The organism is Polyangiaceae bacterium, from assembly GCA_015075635.1.
In the GTDB taxonomy this organism is placed as follows: Bacteria; Myxococcota_A; Polyangia; order Polyangiales; family Polyangiaceae; genus JADJKB01.
This window is the reverse complement of record JABTUA010000001.1, coordinates 904,938-922,766: the sequence shown is the minus strand read 5'-3', so window position 1 is coordinate 922,766 and position 17,829 is coordinate 904,938. Positions and strand designations below refer to the sequence as shown.

Here is a 17,829-nt window from a genome sequence, read left to right as displayed (position 1 = left end):
CGCTCAGCTCCCGCAGATGTTGTACTCGGGCAGGATCCCGCTCGGCTTGCAGGTCGTGCCGGTCGGGCACACGCCCGGCGACTTGCCGCACACCACGCGCGCGCCGCTGTAGCCGCAGTAGGTCTTGCAGGTGAAGTCGGTGTAGTAGTTGCCCTGGCGCGACTGCACCAAGGTGCCGCAGCAGCTCTGGCCGCTGCCGCAGTCTTCCGGACCGTCGCAGTTGACGTTGGTGCCGTAGCAGGTCTGCCAGTCTTGCTGGCAGGTCGCTTTGTAGCTGCCGCTGCTCCAGTTCTGGCAGCAATAGCTGGTCGAGTTCGTGCACGTCGAGGTGCCGCAGGTCGTGGTCCCGGCGCCGACGACTCCGCCCGTACCGCCGCTGCCACCGGTACCACCGGCACCACCGATACCGCCGATACCACCGACGCCACCCATGCCACCCATGCCACCGATGGGCCCGCCGCCGGTGTTGCCGCTGCCGCCGGTGTTGCCTCCACCCGTCGCGCCGACGCCGCCAGTGTTGCCCGTGTTCCCGGTGCCACCGGTGTTGCCTCCACCCGTGGCGCCGCTACCGCCGGTGTTGCCCGTGCCGCCGGTGTTGCCTCCGCCCATCGCGCCGCTGCCGCCGGTGTTACCTCCGCCCATCGCCCCGCTGCCGCCGCTACCGCCCGTGTTGCCGGTGCCGCCGCTGCCGCCCGTGTTGCCGCTGCCGCCGCTGCCGCTCGTGTTGCCGCTGCCGCCGTCACCCGCGGCATTGCCTGCGCCTGCCACGCCCCCCGAGTTGCCTGCGCCTGCGACGCCCCCCGAGTTGCCGCTGCCACCCGTGCTCGCTCCCCCGCTCGAGCTACCGCCGCTGCCGCTGGCGTTGCCGCTACCGCCCTTGCCACCGTAGAGACCGGTGTCACTCTCGCCGCCGCACGCGACAGCGAGCAGACCGGCTGCAAACAAAGAAAGGAAAGGCGATCGGGAGCGCATCGGGTTCTCCTTCGTGGCGCGCGGGCCGCGGGGGACTCAGCCGGCGTGCGACCCAGAGGATAGCCGCGACCGCCCCCTCGGGCTAGCCTCGCTCGCGTGAAGACCCTGATTTGCCGCTGCGAGGACGTGACGCTGCACGAGCTGGAGCACGCGATGTCGCTGGGCCATCGCGACATCGAGTCGGTCAAGCGCTACACCGGCTTCGGCACGGGTTGGTGCCAGGGCAAGTGGTGCATGGGCCTCACCGGCAAGCTGCTCGCCGAGCGTGGGGGAGATCCCGGACGAGGCTTCACGCCGCGGCCACCTTACCACCCAGCCAAGCTCGCGGATCTGGCGGGGCTCGATCCGGAGTGGGGCTACGAGGAGTCGGACTAGTCTCCCTCGTACTCGCAGCGCGCGTCGCAGGTCTCGTGGACCGTGATGCGCGCGAGCTCGGGCAGCTGAGGCTTGATGCGCTGCCACAGCCAGCGCGACAGGAGCTCGCTGGTGGGGTTCTCGAGCCCCGGCACGTCGTTCAGGTAGCGGTGGTCGAGCGCGTCGTAGATGGGCGCCCAGATGGCGTCGAGATCCCCGAAGTCGATGAACCAGCCGGTCTGGTCGTTCACCGGTCCGGCGATGCTGATCTCGATCTTGAAGCTGTGCCCGTGCAGGCGCTGGCACTTGTGACCCTCCGGCACGTTCGGCAGGCGGTGGGCGGCTTCGAAGCGGTACTCCCGGACCAGGCGGACTTTCACGGCAGGCGGAGCTTAGTCGTCAGCTCCGTTCTGGCAAGAGCACGCCAGGGTTGAGCACGTTCGAGGGATCGAGCTCGCGCTTGACCGCCCCGAGGCTCGCCAGCACGAGCGGCGAGCTCTGGCGCTCGTACCAGGGGCGAAAGTCGCGCCCCACCGCGTGGTGATGGGTCGTGGTGCCACCCGCCGCGAGCATCGCGTCGGTGATGGCGGTCTTGAGCTCCTGCCATTGCGCGAGCTCCGAGCCGATCCGCGCCGGGGTGATCACGGTGAAGTAGGGCGCCGCGCCGTCCGGATACGCATGCGTAATGCGGCAGCTGACCAGCGCCTTCTCGCCCGCGGCGATGCGCGCGGCCTCCAACACGCTCGCGTCGAGGGCCTCGAGCTTGTCCCAGGTGACGGCGGTCTCGAAGGTCTCGACGAACACGCCGCGAGCGACCAGCGCGTCGCGCAGGTAGGGCGCGCGCAGGAAGGCCTCGCGCCAGGCGCCCTCCGCCGCGTCGCGCGTGCCCGAGTCTTCGTGGCGGGTGTGCAGCGCCTTGTCCGGCACGCTGCCGCCGTGGTCGCGGCAGATCTCGGCGGCGCGCTCCGCCCAGGCGTCGAGCTCGTGGTCGCTCGACTCGAACCCGAGCATCAGCACGGCGACGTCGCCGCCCGCCGCGCCGTTCATCATGGCCTCCAGCGGATCGAGCAGGCGGCAGTTCGCTGGCATGAGGCCTGACTGCGCGAGACCGCGCACCGCGCGCAGCCCGCTCGCGAAGTCGGGGAAGCGCACGCTGGCTTTGGCGCGGAAGCGCGGGCGCTCGAACACGCGCATCCAGGCCTCGGTGATCACGCCGAACGCGCCCTCCGAGCCGATGAAGAGCCGCTCCGGGCTCGGACCGGCCCCGTCGCCGGGCAGGCGGCGCGTCTCCACCAGGCCGCGCGGGGTGACCACCCGCAGCGACTCGACCAGCTCGTCGATGTGCGTCGGTCCGGTGGCGAAATGCCCGCCGGAGCGCGTGGCGATCCAGCCGCCCAGCGTGGAGAATTCGAACGACTGCGGGTAGTGGCGCAACGTGAGCCCGCGCGCGCGGAGCTCCGCCTCGAGCTCCGGGCCGAACGCTCCGGCCTGGATGCGCGCTGCACGCGACAGGTGATCGATCTCGAGCACCTTGTTCATGCGCCGCAGATCGACGCTGATGACGCCGCGGTAACGCTGGCTTCGCGTGGGCTCGACACCGCCGCACACGCTGGAGCCGCCGCCGAAGGGAATGGCGGCGATCTGCCGAGAGCCGCAGAAGTCCAGGAGCGCCGCCACGTCCGCCTCGTTCTCCGGGAAGGCGACGAAGTCCGGCGGGTTGTCGAACTGCCCGGCGAAGCTGCGCACCAGATCGCGATAACCCCGGCCGTAGCTGTGCAGCGCGCGCTCGAAGGGATCGCCCGACAGGAGCCCCGCGATGGCCGGGGTCGGCGACAGACGCGGAGGGCGCAGCGTGATGTCCTCGAGCCGCGGCGCGGGGCGAGCCACGAGCGCCGGCATCCCGAGCAGCGAGGGCAGCGCGGCCTCCACCGCGACCAGCGCGGCTGGATCTGGCCCCACGTCTCGGTTGCCCCAGCCCCAGAAGCTTCGCTCGGACATGCCGGGAGGTTAGTCGATCAGTACGGCGACTTCACGCTGCCGTGGCCGTTCTGGAGGCCCGTCGTGAAGAACTCGACGTACTGGCCGATGGCCTCGTCGGTGAAGATCAGGCCGCCGTGGTCGGCCACCTTGCCGCCGACCTTGTCGAACTGACACAAGACCGCGGTCGCCCCGCCCACGTTGCCGGTGGTCGGCGAGCCGACCTCGGCGAACCCGGAGGCCTCGGAGGCGCGGTGCATGAGCCCGGCGCCGGTCGCGCGGGCCAGCGCCTCGCTGGTCGAGTTCGGCACGATGGCGTCGTTCACGACCTCTTGGATCAAGACGTCGCGCGGCTTCCAGCTCGGGACGCCGTCGAGGGGCTCGAGCGCCGCGTGCCGCGCGTAGTTCAGCGGGTCGCCCGGATCGACGATGGCCTGGGAGAAGGCCATGAACCGCGCCACCGCGCCGAAGGGCGTGCCGGGCGGCGTCAGCGACTTGATGACCCCGATGCTGAACAGGTTCGAGTCCCGGAGCAGCATCATCAACCCCGCTCCGCCCACGTTCCAGGTGGCCTGGGTGATCTCCGGTGCGAGCGCGAACACGCTGGCCCCCTGCACGCTGCCAAAAGAGTGCCCGATGTAGAGGATGCGCGACACGTCGAGATCGGGCTTGCCGTCCGGCGCCGGGTTGCCGCTCGCGTCCAGCGGCAACAAATCGAGCGTGCCGAGCGTCTGGATGAAGCGCACCAGCTCCAGCTGGTCGAGCGCCATCTGGCGGAAGTTGTCCCGCGCGCGGCCGATGTCGAACTCCATGGAGCCTTGCTCCACGCCGAAGAAGCTGAACGCGCTCGACACCACCGAGCCGCCGCCGCTGCCGCGCGAGCCGTGCTCCGGCGAGTCGATCGCGAACACGGCGACCCCGTTCGGATCCAGCGCGGCCAGGCGCTCGGCGGTGCCCCAGTTGCCGTCCTTGTCGCCGCCCAGCCCGTGCTGGAAGATCACGACCGGTCGCGGCCCGCTGACGCTGGCGTCGGAGAACGCGAGGAACGTCTCCATGTCCACCGACTTCTGCTCGACCGGCGCACCGCCGGCGCCGAGCTGCCACTTGCCGTCGGGCTTGCCTTTTCGGAACTCCGGCGCCGGGAAGCTGGCCTTGAACCGCGCGCGCGCGTCCGACGCGACGGGCGCTTGCTCGACGCTCCAGCTGCCCACGAGCGGCGGCACCGGCGCCGCTCGGCGCGCCTTGGCCGCCGCGATCATCGCGTGCTGCACGCTCGCCGTCGTGAACAGCGTGCCGGCCACCACGTGCGCGCGCGTCGTGCCCACCACGGGCGCCGCCTGGTCGAGGGCCGCGCGGAGCGCCACGTCGTAGTCGTCCTTGGAGCTGCCGAGCGCCCTCTGCATCGCGCTCGACCGACCGACCCGGGTGCCGTCCAAGGCCCAGAGCTCGTCGGTGACGCCGAGCACGTAGCGCTTGCCGGGCAGGAGCGGCGTCGCCGGCTCCGCCAGGAGCGTGAAGTCGTCGCTGGGGAAGTCCACGTCCTTCAGCTGCTCGAAGTAGCGCGGCACGATGCCGATGGCCTTGCCGCTGTCGAGCTCGACCAGGAACAACGGCGTGCCGCTCTTCGTGTAGTCGCTCGCGTCCTTCACCGGATCGAGGACCGGCGGATCCGCCGTCGGCAGCTTCACCAGCCCGCGCGGGTCGATGGGCCCAGACAGGCGCACGCCGACGCCCCCCGTGGTGGAGAAGCCGTCGAGCTCGTTCAGCTGCGCCAGGGTCGTCGGGTACGCCGTCACCAGCTGATCGACGGTGTTGTCGCTGCCGATGTGCACCCGCAGCCCGGAGGGCGTGCTCGGGTCGGCGACCGTGTAGCGGTCGGAAGGAAAGAGCGTGAGCTCGGTCTCCGCGGGCGCACCGTAAAGCACCACCACCGACGCGGTGTCGACCGCCGGCTCGTCTTCGCCGCTACAGCCCACGAGCCCAAGCAGACCGAGCAGACACCCCGCGCGACGCATCCCGTGATTGTATGCTGGCGCCATGGCGCTGTCCTGCGTCCGCTGCCGATCGCCGCTCGAAGCCGGTGCGCGCTTCTGCGGTGCGTGCGGCGCTTCGGCCCCGGAACGCACCGCCACCACCGCCGTGGAGGGCGCCTGCTCCGGCTGCGGCGCGCTCGCGCCGAAGGGACTCTCGGTCTGCGAGGTGTGCCAGAGCTCGCTCGACGGCGGGCGCGTGGCGCTGCCGGGGCTCGGCCAAGACCCGTACTGGGTCGGGGTGATGGCGAGCTTCCAGTGCCGCGCCTGCGGCCACGTCTCGCCGCTGAATCACCTGGACGTGGACGGCTCGGTGATGTGTCTGCGTTGCGGCGTCGATCAACGCTTCGATCCGGAGCAGTGGTGGAAGTCCGTGGACTTCGCCCACGCCGTCGGCGATCTCGCCGGCAGCCCCGAGGGGAGGTTCCCGCAGTCCGTCTCCGTGGCGCTCGACAACGAGGTCGCGAACGTCGGCGTCGAGCGCACCTTCGCCGAGCAGCAGCAAGGCGACGACGACGAGGGGCACGCGATGACCTTGTGCGCGATGCTGGGGCATCCGCTGTGCGAGGGGTGCCGCACTCCCCTGGCCTTGACGGAGCTCACGGAAGCGAGCCTCGTCACGCGCTGCCCGAGCTGCCAGAAGAGCCACAGCTACGACCGCCCGCCGAGCGTTGCCCGGCGCTACCCGGCCTTGCGCGGCGTCGTCGCCGAGGAGCACGAGCGGGCGAATCTGCCGGTTGACGTCCAGAACGACGCCGGTGGCGCCGTGCTCCTCCGCTGCCCGAACTGCTCCGCTCCGCTCGCGGTCACCGGCTCGAGCACGGTGGTCACCTGCCGCTTCTGCAACGCCGTGAGCCGGCTGCCGCCGGCCGCGCTCCGAGGCCTGGGCCACCACGCGCCGAAGCGCCTGCTCTGGTGGATGCTGTTCCAGGGCCCGAGCCACGCCCGCGCTCGCCTGCGCGCCCTCGCCGAGGAGCGCGCCGCGCGGGAGCTCGCCGCGGCGAGAGCCCCGGCCCTCGCGCCCCGGGCGCTCCAGCAGCGCGCGCCGCGCGACAAGCGGCCGAGCCCTGCGCTCGCTCTCGCCATCACGGGTGCGATCGTGGTGGCGGTGGTGGTCCCCGCGCTGCTGTTCCTCCCCAAGAAGCAGAGCAACGCTGGCGCGGCCCGCGCCGTCACGGCGACCGAACCCACGCCCGCCGCGACCGCCGTCGCGCCGAAGCCGCTGGTCGCGCTGATCTTCCGCGGCAAGGTGCAGAAGGCCCAGGGCCTCGCCCTGAAGCCGGGCAGCCCGTGCCGATTCGACGTGGAGACGGACGGCCACGCCATCCGCACCGCGAAGCTCTCGTGCGGAGACCAGGTGCTTTACGACGACTCGCGCCCGATGAACGGCGTGTCCAATCGCAGCTGGGGCTTCGCCGAGGGGCGCACCGACGCGGGCTGGGTCTACTTCACCAAGTACTCGGACATCGGCCAACGCTCGGGGCGACCGCAGCTCCAGCTCGACAGCGGGCCGCGCCTGGGCAAGGTCGAGAACACCGAGCTGCCGGAGTGGGTGGTCACGCTCGCGCTCGATCCCCACAGCGAGCCGCGGAGCGGCGAGCCCATTCTGGCGCCGACCACGCCCGTGGTCTGGGAGCCGCTCGGGCTCGAGCTCACCGTGAAGGAAGCGACCGGCGCGGCTCCGGCACGCAGCGGCGCGCGCTGCCGGCTCGAAGCCCGGCCCTTCGTGGTGAGCGCAGGGCAGACCTCGTGTCGCGCCAAGCTCGCCTGCGGCGCGAAGGTCGTCTACGACAGCATGCGCCCGGGCTTCGCGCTGCCCTGCACGCTCGGCGCCGACGGCAAGCTCGCGCGCCTGCACGACCAGAAGACCTCGACCGCGGACAAGGACCCCGCGCTCGACGCAGACTTCGCGACGGGCCGGGTCGAGGTCAAGGACGACGGCGCGCGCGCGTTCGGGCTCGTGCTCGCGAGGTGACGTCTACTCGAACTCCAGCCGCCAGCGGATGTCGGCGCCCAAGTTGCCGAGTGACGAGCTCGAGATGTCGTTCACGTTGTCGTAGGAGCCCTCCAGGCTGACGCGGTTGTTCAGGCGCCACTCCAGGTTCGAGCGGATCTCGCGGGACTCGGCCAGGCCGCTGGTCACGTTGGCGCGGATGCGCTCGGCCAGGCGCTTGCCGATGGTCACGGTGGGCTCGGTGCGCCCGGTGCGCGACGAATACGCGCTGCCGAAGCGGAACTCGTCGATCACCGGCAGCGCCTCGGTCACCGCACGGTCGGCGCCGCTCAAGGTGCCCAGGGCCTCGAGCGCCACGCTCTCACCCACGCTGGCGCTCTGGGCCTGATCCAGCTCCGCGCGCGTCAGGCCCACGGTGAGGAGCAGGAAGATGTCGTCCTGCGCCAGCGCCGGATCGCTGGTCAGGTCGATGTTGAGCTTGTCCGCGTCGCCGTGGGCGCGCATCGAGATGCGCCAGCGGCCGCCCTGGGCGGCGCCGGCCTGGCTCCCGCCGGAGCTCGACGTGGACTGCGCGCCCTTCTCGGCCTGGCTCGACTCGCTATAGCGGCGGTACTCGGTGACGGCGGTCACGTCCACCTGCGGCGCGATGCGCGTCAGGTCGTCGAAGCGCACCACGCCCTGGCGGATCTCGAACTCGTTGCGCCGGAGCTTGATGGTCCCACCTTGCTTGAGCTTCACCTCGCCGCGCATGCCGAAGCGCTGGTTGGTGCCCGCCAGGGTGAGCCCCTCTGGATCGAGCTGGAGCTCGGCCTCGATCAGGTTGTTGCGCAGCTTGAGCGCGCGATCGCTCTTCAGCGTCACGTCGAAGTCGATGAAGTCGTCCGCCGGATCGTAGGCCTCGAACGCGGTGCGCTTGCCGCGCTGGGCCAGGGTCGCGATGTCCGCGGTCATGACCACGGGCCGCGTGTACTCGAAGGACTTGAGCAGCACGTTGCCGGTGACGCTCGGCAGCTTGCGCTCGCTCTCGCCGTCGGCGGGGGGCTCCCACTTGGCCTGAAGATCGGCGTCCACGCTGCCCTTCACGCCCTCGGCCAGCGGCAGCGCGATGTCGCGGGCGGTGATGGTGCCGGTGGCGCTGCCGAGCTGGAAGCCCTTGAGCGGCGCGCTGCCGGCGATCTTCAGCGACCCGGAGCCGATGCGCGCGGAGCCCCGCGTCAGCCTGAGCTCGTCGTTGTCCACGTTGAGCGAGACCTTCACCTGGGTGATGGGCGCGAAGCCGCGGAGCAGCACCTCACCGCCGTCGAGGTCGAAACCGCCCTGGTAGCGTAGCGCCGCTACCGGACCAGTCACCTTGAGCCCACCGGCGAGCTTGCCCTTCACGCTCTGAACGCGCGGGAACGCTCCGGAGAGCTTCTCGAGGTCCATTGGCCTGAGCGCTAGCGAGGCGTCCACGGTCGAGCTCTTGCCCAGATCGCCGACCGTGCCTTTCACGTCGAAGATGCTCTCCTGCCCGCCCGGGGTACGCAGCGCCAGCGCCAGCGCCGGCATGCTGAGCTTGCCGTCGGCGAGCGCGATGGGCTTCGAGCCGGGCAACACCTCCGCCCCCAGCCCGCCGCGCGCGACCGCCAGGCGCTCGATGACGAACGTGCCCTTGGCCGCGCTCGGGCGATCGAGCAAGAGGTCGTCGATCTGCATCTTGCCGCTCAGCTTGCCGGTGGTCTTGCCGCTCGCCCCGGAAGGCGCGAGCTCGGCGAAGGCGCCCAGGTCCAGGTCCTGGAAGTCCAGCCTTCCCTTCACGTTCTTCTTGCGCTGGCGGGTCACGCGCAGGTCCTTGAAGGCGACCTGGCCGCCGAACATCTTGCCGTCCACGTGGAAGGTGCCGGCGGTTGGATCCGACTCCCACTCCGCGCGATCGAAGGGTGCCGTCACCGCTCCACCGCAGCGTGTGCGGCCTACCACCTTGAGCGGGCGTTTCACGGGTTTCAGCGTGATCCCCAGCTCGGAGCTGGGCAGCGTCTGGCTGCCCACTCGCATCGGCGAGACCCGCACGTGGCTGGTGAAGGCCAGCTCGTCCACGCTGCCGCTGACCTCGGCGATGCCGCTGCCGCGGGCCTCCACCAGCGCGCCCAGCGTGCCCATACTGTCGATCTTCGAGAGCGGCACGGAGGTGCCCACCAGGTTGCCGCGCACCACGCCACCCTTCCGCATGCTCAGCGAGCCCAGCAGAGTGCCGGTGCCCTTGGACAGAGTCATGCTCGGCACGTCCATCTCGATGCCGAGGTAGCTGGCGTCGCGGTCGAGCCAGCGGAACTCGAAATCGGCGCGGCCGGCGTCGTATTTCTCCTCGAAGAGATCGAGGTTCTTCATGTCCACGCGCCCGAGCACGCTCAGGTAGCCGCCCCCGCAGCGGTCCTTCTTGCCGCCGAGGTCGTAGTGAACGCGCGCGTCCACCTTGCCGGCGCCGAAGATGGGATCGAAGCGCGGGTCCTGGTCGAACAGGAACATCGCCAAGAAGTCCCGAAGGTCGAAGCGCTCGGACTGCAGGTTGGCGTCCAGGAGCACCGTGGAGCCGCTGTCGAAGTCGAGGCGCGCGGTCGGTACCACGAAGTCGCTCTTGCCCTTCTGCCCGCGCACGTCGGTCAGGTCCACGACCAGCGGGCGGAACTTGACCTTGCTGCTCTTGATGTCCCCGACCGGGAAGCCGCCGAACTCGAACTTCGAGATGGCGAGATCGCCGGTCAGCAACGGATCGCCCGATTTTCCAGCCATCTGCACGGCCAGGTCGGCGGTGCCGGCCCAGGGTATGTCCACCAGCGGGCTCACGTCCGAGAGGTCGATCTTCGAGCCTTTGCCGATCTTCAGCTCGATGTCGTTGTGGAAGCCGATCGACACCAGCGAAGCCAGCACCGTGCTCTTGCCGAACGTCGCCTTGGTGTCGACGAACTCGAGGGCATTCGGCCGCACGGCGACGCGCCCGCGGATGCTGGCGGCGTGTACGCCGATCATGTGCTTCCTCGCGGGGTCGTGGTACGCGCGGTTGTACACCTCGAAGTCCGAGGTCTCGGCCGCGAGGTCCGCGTCGATGCGCAGCGGCGAGAGCGTGCCTTTGATCTTGGTGACGCGGGTCTTGTCGAGATCCCAGGTCACGATGGTGTCCGGCGTCACGCCCAGGTCGCGCATCAGCGCGGAGAACGACTGGTTGGTCCCGTCCACCCGCGCCGCGGTGATGGGCGCGCCCTTCGCCAGAGGCTCGATGCGCGCGTCGCTGACCACCAGGACGCCCTCGGCGAAGTGGGTCTCGAAGCGCGAGATGTCGATGCGGTCGTTCTCGAGCTCGACGCTGGCGTCGAGCTTCTTCGCCAACCGGTACACGTCGAGCTGGAGATCGCCGCCGCGCAGGCGGCCGCGGATCTCCGGCAGCTTGGTGCGGCCGTCCCAGCGCACGTCGCCGGCGAAGGCCGCCCAGCCCGCCAGCGGCGCCATGTTCACGTAGCGGTTGGTGATGGCGGCCGGCGCGCGGGCCACCACGTGCCCGTCCACCAGCGGGGTCTGCCCGGCGCGTGGCTCGACCCGGAGCTGCGACAAGCGGAGCGCCACCCGTGCGGCGCTCTCGTCGTCCTCCGCGAGACACTTGGGCAGGGTGTTCTCCGCCGGATCCTGATCGGCCACGCCGAGCAGGGCCAGCCGCCGCACCAGCAGCTTGTCGCCCTCGACGCGCAACCGCACGTCGAGCTGGCACACCACGTCTTCGTCGTACGCCGTGTAGGTGAACTCGCGCTGACTGCCGGCGTCGAGCTCGCCGCGGCGGTTCGGCGCGGTCTCCGCCGCCTTCAGCGTCACCTTGCGCGGCGACACGATGCTGGTCTCGGCTGCGCGCAGGCCGACCTCGAAGGATGGGCCCTTGTCGGCGAAGACGTCCAGGTCGATGGGGCCGGTCTTCACGCGGAAGCCGTCAATGTCGAGATCGAGCTCCGCCTCGGTGACGCCGAGCGAGGCGAAGGGCGCGCGCTCCATCTTCTTGGACGGAGCCTTCGTCTCCGGCAAGCGGTAGCTGAGGTTCGCGAGCTTGCCGTCACGCAGGACCAGCCGAGTGCGCGGCCGTTGGATCTCGACGTCCCCCACGTCGAGCCGGCCCGCCAGGAGTGAGAAGAACTTGGGACGCACCGAGGCGCTCTCCGCGACGAGGAACGGCGCGCCGCCGTCGGAAGCGGGCACCACCAGGTCCTTCAACGCGACCCTGAGCGGTAGAAGCTGCATCTCGACGCGGTAGCTCGCCGTGACCCCGAGCTCCTGCTGGAGCACCCTGGCGGTCTCCCGCGACGCCCAATCGAGCACCGGACGCGAGCGCACGGCCACCGCGAGCGCGAGGGGGACGGCGCCGATCAGCGCGAAGACGGCGCACAAAAGCCTCGCCAACAGGCGGCCGAAATCGATTGGGCGCCGTGCGGAGGCCATACGGGTTAGACGTAGAGCGTAACGCGCGCGGCAAATTATCGGCTTTTCGGCGTGTGATTCCGGCTACTTGAGGCCGAAAACCTGACGCGAAAGGCGAGCCGGTCGCCCGCTCAGTGGAGCTGGTACGTCGCGACCACCGGGTCGTGGTCGCTCGCGGTGTTCACGGCGCCGGCGTGCAGGATGGTCACCGACCCGGGGTCGAGCAGGCTCTTCGCCGTCGGGTCCACGATCTGGTCGTCGTAGAGCTGCGGGTTTCCGCCGAAGGTCACGCTGTAACGTTCGGCGGCCGGCATGGTCTCGGTGGCGCTCGAAAAGAGCAGCGGCGCCGAGCCCGCCAGGGCGTTCATCGGATCCGAGCCCGGCGTGCAGTTGAAGTCGCCGAGCACCACGATGGCCGCGTACTGATCCGCGAGGCGGATGCCGGTGGCGATCTTGCGGGTCTGCTCGGCCTCGGCGATGCGCTTCACGGCGCTCTTCGGATCGCCGTCCTCGGCCTTGAAATGGATGCCCAGGAGGGCCAGGTGCCGAGTGTTCACGTTCAGGTGGACTTCGAGCACGTCGCGCGCGAACTTGAAGGTCTGGGTCGGATCGGTGGAGGCCTTGAAGAACTCGTCCTTGTGCGAGGGCCCGAGCTGGAACGCCAGCTCCGACAGCACCGCGATGTCGATCCCGCGCGGATCGTTGCCCTGCGTGATGGCGCGGTGCGGATACCCGCCGAGCTTCTGGCCCAGGTCGTCCACCACCGCCTGGTTCTCGACTTCCTGGAGGATCACGACCTGGGGTTTCTCGCCTGAGATGACGCCCGAGATGGCGTCGAGCTTGGCCTGGTACTCGGCCGTCGGCACGATGGTCTCGTCCGCCTCCGCGATCTCCAGGCTGTCGCGCTTGTCGTTGTAGAGGTTCTTCACGTTCCAGTTCATCACCCGGACCGGCTGGGGCGGGCCGGCTTCGGCCTCGACCGCCGCGTCCGGCGGCCCCGGCTCGGCGTCCTGGGTCGGCGTGGAGAAGTCCTGCTCCGTGCCGGGGCAACCCACCGCGGCCAGGGCCAGGGCGAAGGGGACGAGCAGCGCGGCGATTCGGCGCATCCGCCGGAGCATGGCGCAGGACGGCCCGCGCGGTAAGGTCATTTCCGCCGGGACTGTGCTAAACGGCCGGCCCCGCCGAATGACCGAGACGCCGAGCATCGCGGACAAGACGCGCGCCATGGAAGCGCTGGAGCGCGCAGCGGAGCTGGCCGAGCGCGGCGTCAGCGCGCGGCCGGTGTCGCTGATTTCGCCGGCGGATCTGGGAGCCCTGACGCCGCCGGATGTCCGGCCGCTGCTCGACCGCGTGATGATGGGCCAGCACGCGGACGAGGGCCTCGACTCGCTGCTGGTGACGGGCGTGCTCGACACGGTGCTCCCGGAGGTGAAGGCCATGGTCGGCTTCGGCGACGGCGAGTGGCGGCACAAGGACGTGTGGAAGCACACCAAACAGGTCGTCTGCCAGAGCGTGCCGCGCCTCGAGGTGCGCTGGGCCGCGCTGTTCCACGACATCGGCAAGGTCAAGACCCGCAGCATCGACGAGCGCGGGGAGGTGCACTTCTTCGGCCACGCCGAGGTGGGCGCGCGTATGTTCGACAAGCTGGAGCGGCGCCAGCACTTCTTCAGCTCGGAGGAGGCGCTGCGCGCGTCCATCCGTTTTCTCGTGCTGCACCACCTACGCGCCAGCCAGTACGACGGCAGCTGGACGGACAGCGCCGTGCGGCGCTTCGCCCGCGAGATCGGCCCGCACCTCGAGGATCTGCTCTGCCTCTCCCGGGCCGACATCACCACCAAGCGCCCGGAGAAGAAGCGGCGCGGCATCGGCTACATCGACGAGCTGGCTGGGCGCATCACCGCCCTGGCCGCCGAGGACGCCAAGCTCCCGCCGCTGCCGTCCGGCGTGGGCACCGCCATCATGGCCGCGTTCGGCATCCCGCCCTCGCGCCAGCTCGGCGACCTCAAGCGCGCGCTCGAGGCCGCCGTCGAAGCCGGCGAGATCCCGGGCCAGCAAGAGGCCGAGTTCTACGTGCAGTTCCTGGTGGAGAACCGCGCGCGTTTCGGGCTCTAGCCGACCTCCCGCGCACCGCACGCCCATCAGCGCAGGCGATGCCCGCCACGCGGACGTTCCGCGCACCGCAACCCGCTCCGAGCACGCCTACGCCTGCCGCGCCATGGCGCAGAGCCCCGTCGCGATGCCACGGACGGCGTTCCGGAAGCCCTCGACCATGCGGCTCTCGTTTGGAGCTGCGGCGCGCGGCGCTTCGCTCAGCCAAGCCGCGACGCCGCCCGAGTCGAGCACCCCGGCGAGGCCGTAGACCCGCGTGCGCTCGAGGGGGATGCCTGCCGCGAGGGACGCCGCGAGATCGACGCGCAGAGCCGATGCGTTCGGGTAGCGACTCCCCGGATCGATGCCGACGCCGTGGTCGCCGACGATGCCCACGTCGATGCCGGCGCGCGCGCCGAAGCGCGCGACCGCGGTCTTCGCGTACGACGACACGAGCGCGGGTCCGAGCCAGGTGCCGATGAGCTGCGCGAACGGCGTCTGGTAGACCATGAAGCTGACCTCGTCCCAGTCGATGCCGCTCACCGGGATCGAGAGCGCGTCTTCGAGGGTGGTGTCGCCTTCGCGCTGGTCGAGCACGAGCGGGTAGGTCACCGCGTGCGCCGAGACGCCGGCGCGGCGCAGCGTCTGCACGCTGCGCGCCAGGCTCGCCCGCGCCTTGGCGAAGCGCGTGGGTCGCACGTGCTCGGAGAGCATGCCGAGCACCTTGTCGGGGCGCCGCCGTGCCGCGCGCCGGAGCGACTCGGAGTACGCATAGTCGGGCTCGAGGTCGAACGACACCCACTCGAACACGGGCCCGCCGCGCTTCGCGCGCCAGTCGAGCAGCGCGAGCAAGAGCTCTCGCGTCTCCTCCACGTTCGCCTCGCCGATCCAGTAGCCTCGTTCGCGCGGCAAGAGCGGCCAGACACGCACCGACACGCCCGCCTGCGCCGCCTTGCGGGTCAGCTTGGCGAAGGCCCGATCGCCGAGCCGCTCGCTGGGCAGCGACAGACCGATGCCCAGGCCGCTGGCGGACAAGGACGGCAGCGCGGCCTCGACCGCCGCGTCCGGCATCGACTCGGCCCACAGCGACAGAACCATGCGCGGACGCTAGCGCAACCTGCCCAGCTTCGCCGACGTGGAGTGAGGCCCGCCGCGCAGGATGGCCCGCCGCACCTCGGCCAGAGGCGCGCTGGCGTTCAGCCGCCCTTCCTCGACGCCGAGCTCTCGCCAGAGCGCGTCGAGATCCACGCGGCTCGCCGAGCGTGCGTGAGCGCGCGCCAGCGGCTCGAGCGCGGGCACGCCGCAGCTCTCGTCGGAGAGCGAGAGCGTGCGATCGAGCGGCCACACCTCGCTGGCGTGCCCTCCGGCGGCGAGCACGGCGCGCAGCCCGTCTTCGAGCCCGCGCGCGCCGCCGGTGCGACGACGGATCTCCACGTCGGCCAGCATCACCACGATGGCCCCGCCCCAGTACACCTCGCCGAAGTCCTCGGCTCGCTCCAGGCCCTTCTTGCTCACGGCCTCGAGCCCCAGCGGCATGGCGCGTCGGAACTCCGCCCACACGCTCTCCTCCGTGCGCCAGCCCGCGCGCGCACGGATGATGGGCTCGAAGTAGGTGGCGAGGCCTTCGTCGAACCACTTGCCCTCGCCGGAGAAGCTGGGCACGCCCAGGTGAAACAGCTCGTGGACCAGGATCCAGTCCTGGTAGAGCCGCGCGCGTCCGGTGTGCTCCCCGACCAGGAGCACCACGCCCGGTGCGCTCTCCGGCAGCACCTTGCCGAACAAGACGCCGTCGCGACCGGGCACCGGGATGACCGTGACCAACACGTGCGGTACCGGGAACTTCCGCCAGAAATCCCCGACCGCGCGCGCCGAGGCCTCGATCCAGCCCGCGAGCTCGTCCTTGCCGGCGTCGAGCCTGCCGTCGGCGAAGGCCACGCGCAGCCTCGAGTCGTCCACGTCGAGCGTGCGCGACTCGAAGCGCCCGAACAGCGCGTAAGTGCCCACCGGGATCTCGTGCGCCTCCAGCGTGTAGGCCCGGTCGGAGCGTGTCAGCCCGGTCTCGAACGAGAAGCCCGGCGGAGTCTCGACGCGCACGCGCACCGGCACGTCGGTCGCGAGTGGATCGGGGTGGACGAGCCAGCTCGAGACTGGCGCCACCAGCGTCGAGCCGGAGCGGAGCGCGATGTCGAAGCTCTGGGCGCTGGACGCCAGCGCGTCCAGGTTCACCCGATACGACAGGCGCGCCTGTCGCGACGGAGCCGCGAGCACGAAGCGCGGACCGTGCCGGGTCACTCCGGCAGGGAGTCGAGACAGGTGCTGAACGCTCGCCGCCTCCGCCGCGCGGAACGCAGCGATCTCCTGGCCACTGCACGCCACGTCCACGTCGAGCAGGAGCGGACGTTCGCTCGCGACGCGCACGCGGGCATCACAGGCGGTGGGCTCGATCCGCGTCGCCGTCTCGGGCGCGCGCGCGCAGGCCAGGGAGAGCAACGCCGCCGCGGCCGCCCTCCCGAGCCTCACGCGGTGGCCTCGGTTGCGGCGTTCTGCTGGGCCACCAGGCCCTTGGCGAAGGCCAGCGACGCGTACGGCAGGACCAGACCGGGCAGGCCGATCTTCGGCGCGAGCTGGCCCACCAGGCCGAAGAGCAAGACCAGCGTGCGCTCCACGTAGAAGTAGCCGTCGGGGTACTCGACGCTCTTCATGATCTCGCGCAGCTGGCCGCGCACCTGCTGGTAGCCCTCCACGGTCAGCTTCTCGACCGTCTCGCGATCGAGCTGGGCGAAATCCGTGATCTTCACGCTGGCGAGCATCCTCAGGTACTCGCGCCCGACTCGCGCCAACAGCTCGCGATCGCCGCCCTCGGCGACGAAGCCCATGCGCTCGAGCCCGGCCAGCACCTGGTCGTCGCTGCGGGTGATGGCGCCGAGCACGACCATGCGCATGCCGTCCGCGAGGCTCGGCGTCACCTCCTCCACGGCGCCGTAGTCCAAGATCACCAGCGTGGGTCCCGGGCGCACCAGGAAGTTCCCGGGGTGCGGATCGGCGTGGAACACCTGGTGCTCCAGCAGCATCGAGAAGTAGCACTCGGTCAGGAGCTTCGCGACCGCCTCGGTGTCGATGTCGAGCTTCTTCAGCGTCTCGAAGTCGGTGATCTTCGTGCCCTCCTCGAAGGTCATGGTGAGCACGCCGGCGTTGGTGAGCTCTTCCACCACCGTGGGCACCACCACGTCCGCGCGGCCCGCGAAGATCTTCCGCATCCGCTCCATGTTCTTGCGCTCGTTCGCGTAGTTGGTCTCCCGCGCGAGCATGGCGGACAGCTGGTCGAGCACCCGCTCGAAGCGGGTGATGGGGAAGATTCGGCCCACCACCGGCATGATCGAGCGCAGCACGCCGAGGTCCCGACGGATCAGCGTCTCGATGCCCGGATACAAGACCTTGACCGCGACCGGCACTCCTTCTTTGGTGACGGCGCGATGGACCTGTGCCAGCGACGCCGCGGCCAGCGGCACGCGATCGAACTCCGCGAACTTCGACAGCGGGTCCTCGCCCAGCGCTTCGCGCAAGCGCTCCTCGATGCCGTGGAACGGTTGGGGCGGCACCTTGTCTTGCAGCTTCTCCAGCGCCTCACCGTAGGCGCGCGGCAAGAAGGTTCCGATCACGCTGAGCACCTGCCCTACCTTGATGAACACGCCGCGCAGTCGCGTGAAGCCGTTCACCAGCCGGCGCGCGTTGTTTCGGTGCACGTGCTCCCAGCGTGACGCCACTGCCTTGCCGCCGAAGATCTTCGAGGCGAGCCAGTGCAGCCCGTAGGACGCGAAGATCGTCCAGAACATGAGCAGGGCACGGAAGGAGCGCAGCACGGAGGATGGAGGGTACAGCACCGTTTTGGGCCGCTCGGTGGGCCCGTCCATGCCGCGGCGTTCCATAGCCAAATTTCCATACGAAAACGCAGCGATCCGCGGATCGAGCCGTTTCTCCGGGCGGCGGTGAGATACCCCCGTAGTCAAGAGGGTATTTCCA

The 17,829-nt window shown here is 70.5% G+C and carries 12 protein-coding genes; 3 read left to right on the top strand and 9 right to left on the bottom strand.

All coding sequences use genetic code 11. The features are described 5' to 3' along the window. Window positions 1–3 precede the first annotated feature (3 nt). Window positions 4–972, bottom strand: a complete 969-nt coding sequence (locus HS104_04265; protein MBE7479194.1) for a hypothetical protein — start codon at window positions 970–972, stop codon at window positions 4–6. Window positions 973–1,068: 96 nt separating this feature from the next. Here HS104_04265 and HS104_04260 point away from each other — a divergent pair, with 96 nt between their 5' ends. Then, on the top strand, window positions 1,069–1,347 hold the full coding sequence (locus HS104_04260) for a (2Fe-2S)-binding protein (protein MBE7479193.1): 279 nt from the start codon (window positions 1,069–1,071) through the stop codon (window positions 1,345–1,347). On the opposite strand, the gene queD is transcribed toward HS104_04260, so the two are convergent. Genes queD through HS104_04245 form a run of 3 tightly spaced genes read right to left on the bottom strand, consistent with a single transcriptional unit; the run spans window position 1,344 to window position 5,318 of the window. After that, window positions 1,344–1,706 carry a 6-carboxytetrahydropterin synthase QueD gene (queD, locus tag HS104_04255; GenBank protein MBE7479192.1) on the bottom strand — a complete coding sequence of 121 codons (363 nt, stop codon included), beginning with the start codon at window positions 1,704–1,706 and terminating at the stop codon, window positions 1,344–1,346. The two genes, HS104_04260 and queD, sit on opposite strands and share 4 nt — an antisense overlap. A 19-nt stretch (window positions 1,707–1,725) precedes the next feature. Beyond that, the gene (locus HS104_04250; protein MBE7479191.1) at window positions 1,726–3,324 is read right to left on the bottom strand and encodes an FAD-binding oxidoreductase; all 1,599 of its coding nucleotides are present in this window, start codon (window positions 3,322–3,324) and stop codon (window positions 1,726–1,728) included. A 17-nt stretch (window positions 3,325–3,341) separates the two neighbouring features. Further along, on the bottom strand, window positions 3,342–5,318 hold the full coding sequence (locus tag HS104_04245; GenBank protein ID MBE7479190.1) for an alpha/beta fold hydrolase: 1,977 nt from the start codon (window positions 5,316–5,318) through the stop codon (window positions 3,342–3,344). A 22-nt stretch (window positions 5,319–5,340) separates the two neighbouring features. Here HS104_04245 and HS104_04240 point away from each other — a divergent pair, with 22 nt between their 5' ends. Then, window positions 5,341–7,308, top strand: coding sequence for a zinc ribbon domain-containing protein (locus HS104_04240; GenBank protein MBE7479189.1), 1,968 nt, complete (start codon window positions 5,341–5,343; stop codon window positions 7,306–7,308). A 3-nt stretch (window positions 7,309–7,311) separates the two neighbouring features. On the opposite strand, the gene HS104_04235 is transcribed toward HS104_04240, so the two are convergent. Beyond that, window positions 7,312–11,703, bottom strand: a complete 4,392-nt coding sequence (locus tag HS104_04235) for a translocation/assembly module TamB (protein ID MBE7479188.1) — start codon at window positions 11,701–11,703, stop codon at window positions 7,312–7,314. Window positions 11,704–11,852: 149 nt separating this feature from the next. After that, window positions 11,853–12,827, bottom strand: a complete 975-nt coding sequence (locus HS104_04230; protein ID MBE7479187.1) for an endonuclease/exonuclease/phosphatase family protein — start codon at window positions 12,825–12,827, stop codon at window positions 11,853–11,855. 79 nt (window positions 12,828–12,906) lie between these two features. On the opposite strand from HS104_04230, the gene HS104_04225 reads away from it, so the two are divergent. Further along, window positions 12,907–13,833 carry an HDIG domain-containing protein gene (locus tag HS104_04225; GenBank protein ID MBE7479186.1) on the top strand — a complete coding sequence of 309 codons (927 nt, stop codon included), beginning with the start codon at window positions 12,907–12,909 and terminating at the stop codon, window positions 13,831–13,833. A gap of 87 nt (window positions 13,834–13,920) precedes the next feature. On the opposite strand, the gene HS104_04220 is transcribed toward HS104_04225, so the two are convergent. The 3 genes from HS104_04220 to HS104_04210 are packed head-to-tail and all read right to left on the bottom strand — an operon-like array spanning window position 13,921 to window position 17,669. Further along, window positions 13,921–14,907, bottom strand: coding sequence for a hypothetical protein (locus HS104_04220; protein ID MBE7479185.1), 987 nt, complete (start codon window positions 14,905–14,907; stop codon window positions 13,921–13,923). A gap of 9 nt (window positions 14,908–14,916) precedes the next feature. Continuing rightward, the gene (locus tag HS104_04215; GenBank protein ID MBE7479184.1) at window positions 14,917–16,329 is read right to left on the bottom strand and encodes a hypothetical protein; all 1,413 of its coding nucleotides are present in this window, start codon (window positions 16,327–16,329) and stop codon (window positions 14,917–14,919) included. Beyond that, window positions 16,326–17,669 carry an AarF/ABC1/UbiB kinase family protein gene (locus HS104_04210; GenBank protein MBE7479183.1) on the bottom strand — a complete coding sequence of 448 codons (1,344 nt, stop codon included), beginning with the start codon at window positions 17,667–17,669 and terminating at the stop codon, window positions 16,326–16,328. Before HS104_04210 ends, HS104_04215 begins: the two co-directional genes overlap by 4 nt. Between the last annotated feature and the right edge of the window lie 160 nt (window positions 17,670–17,829).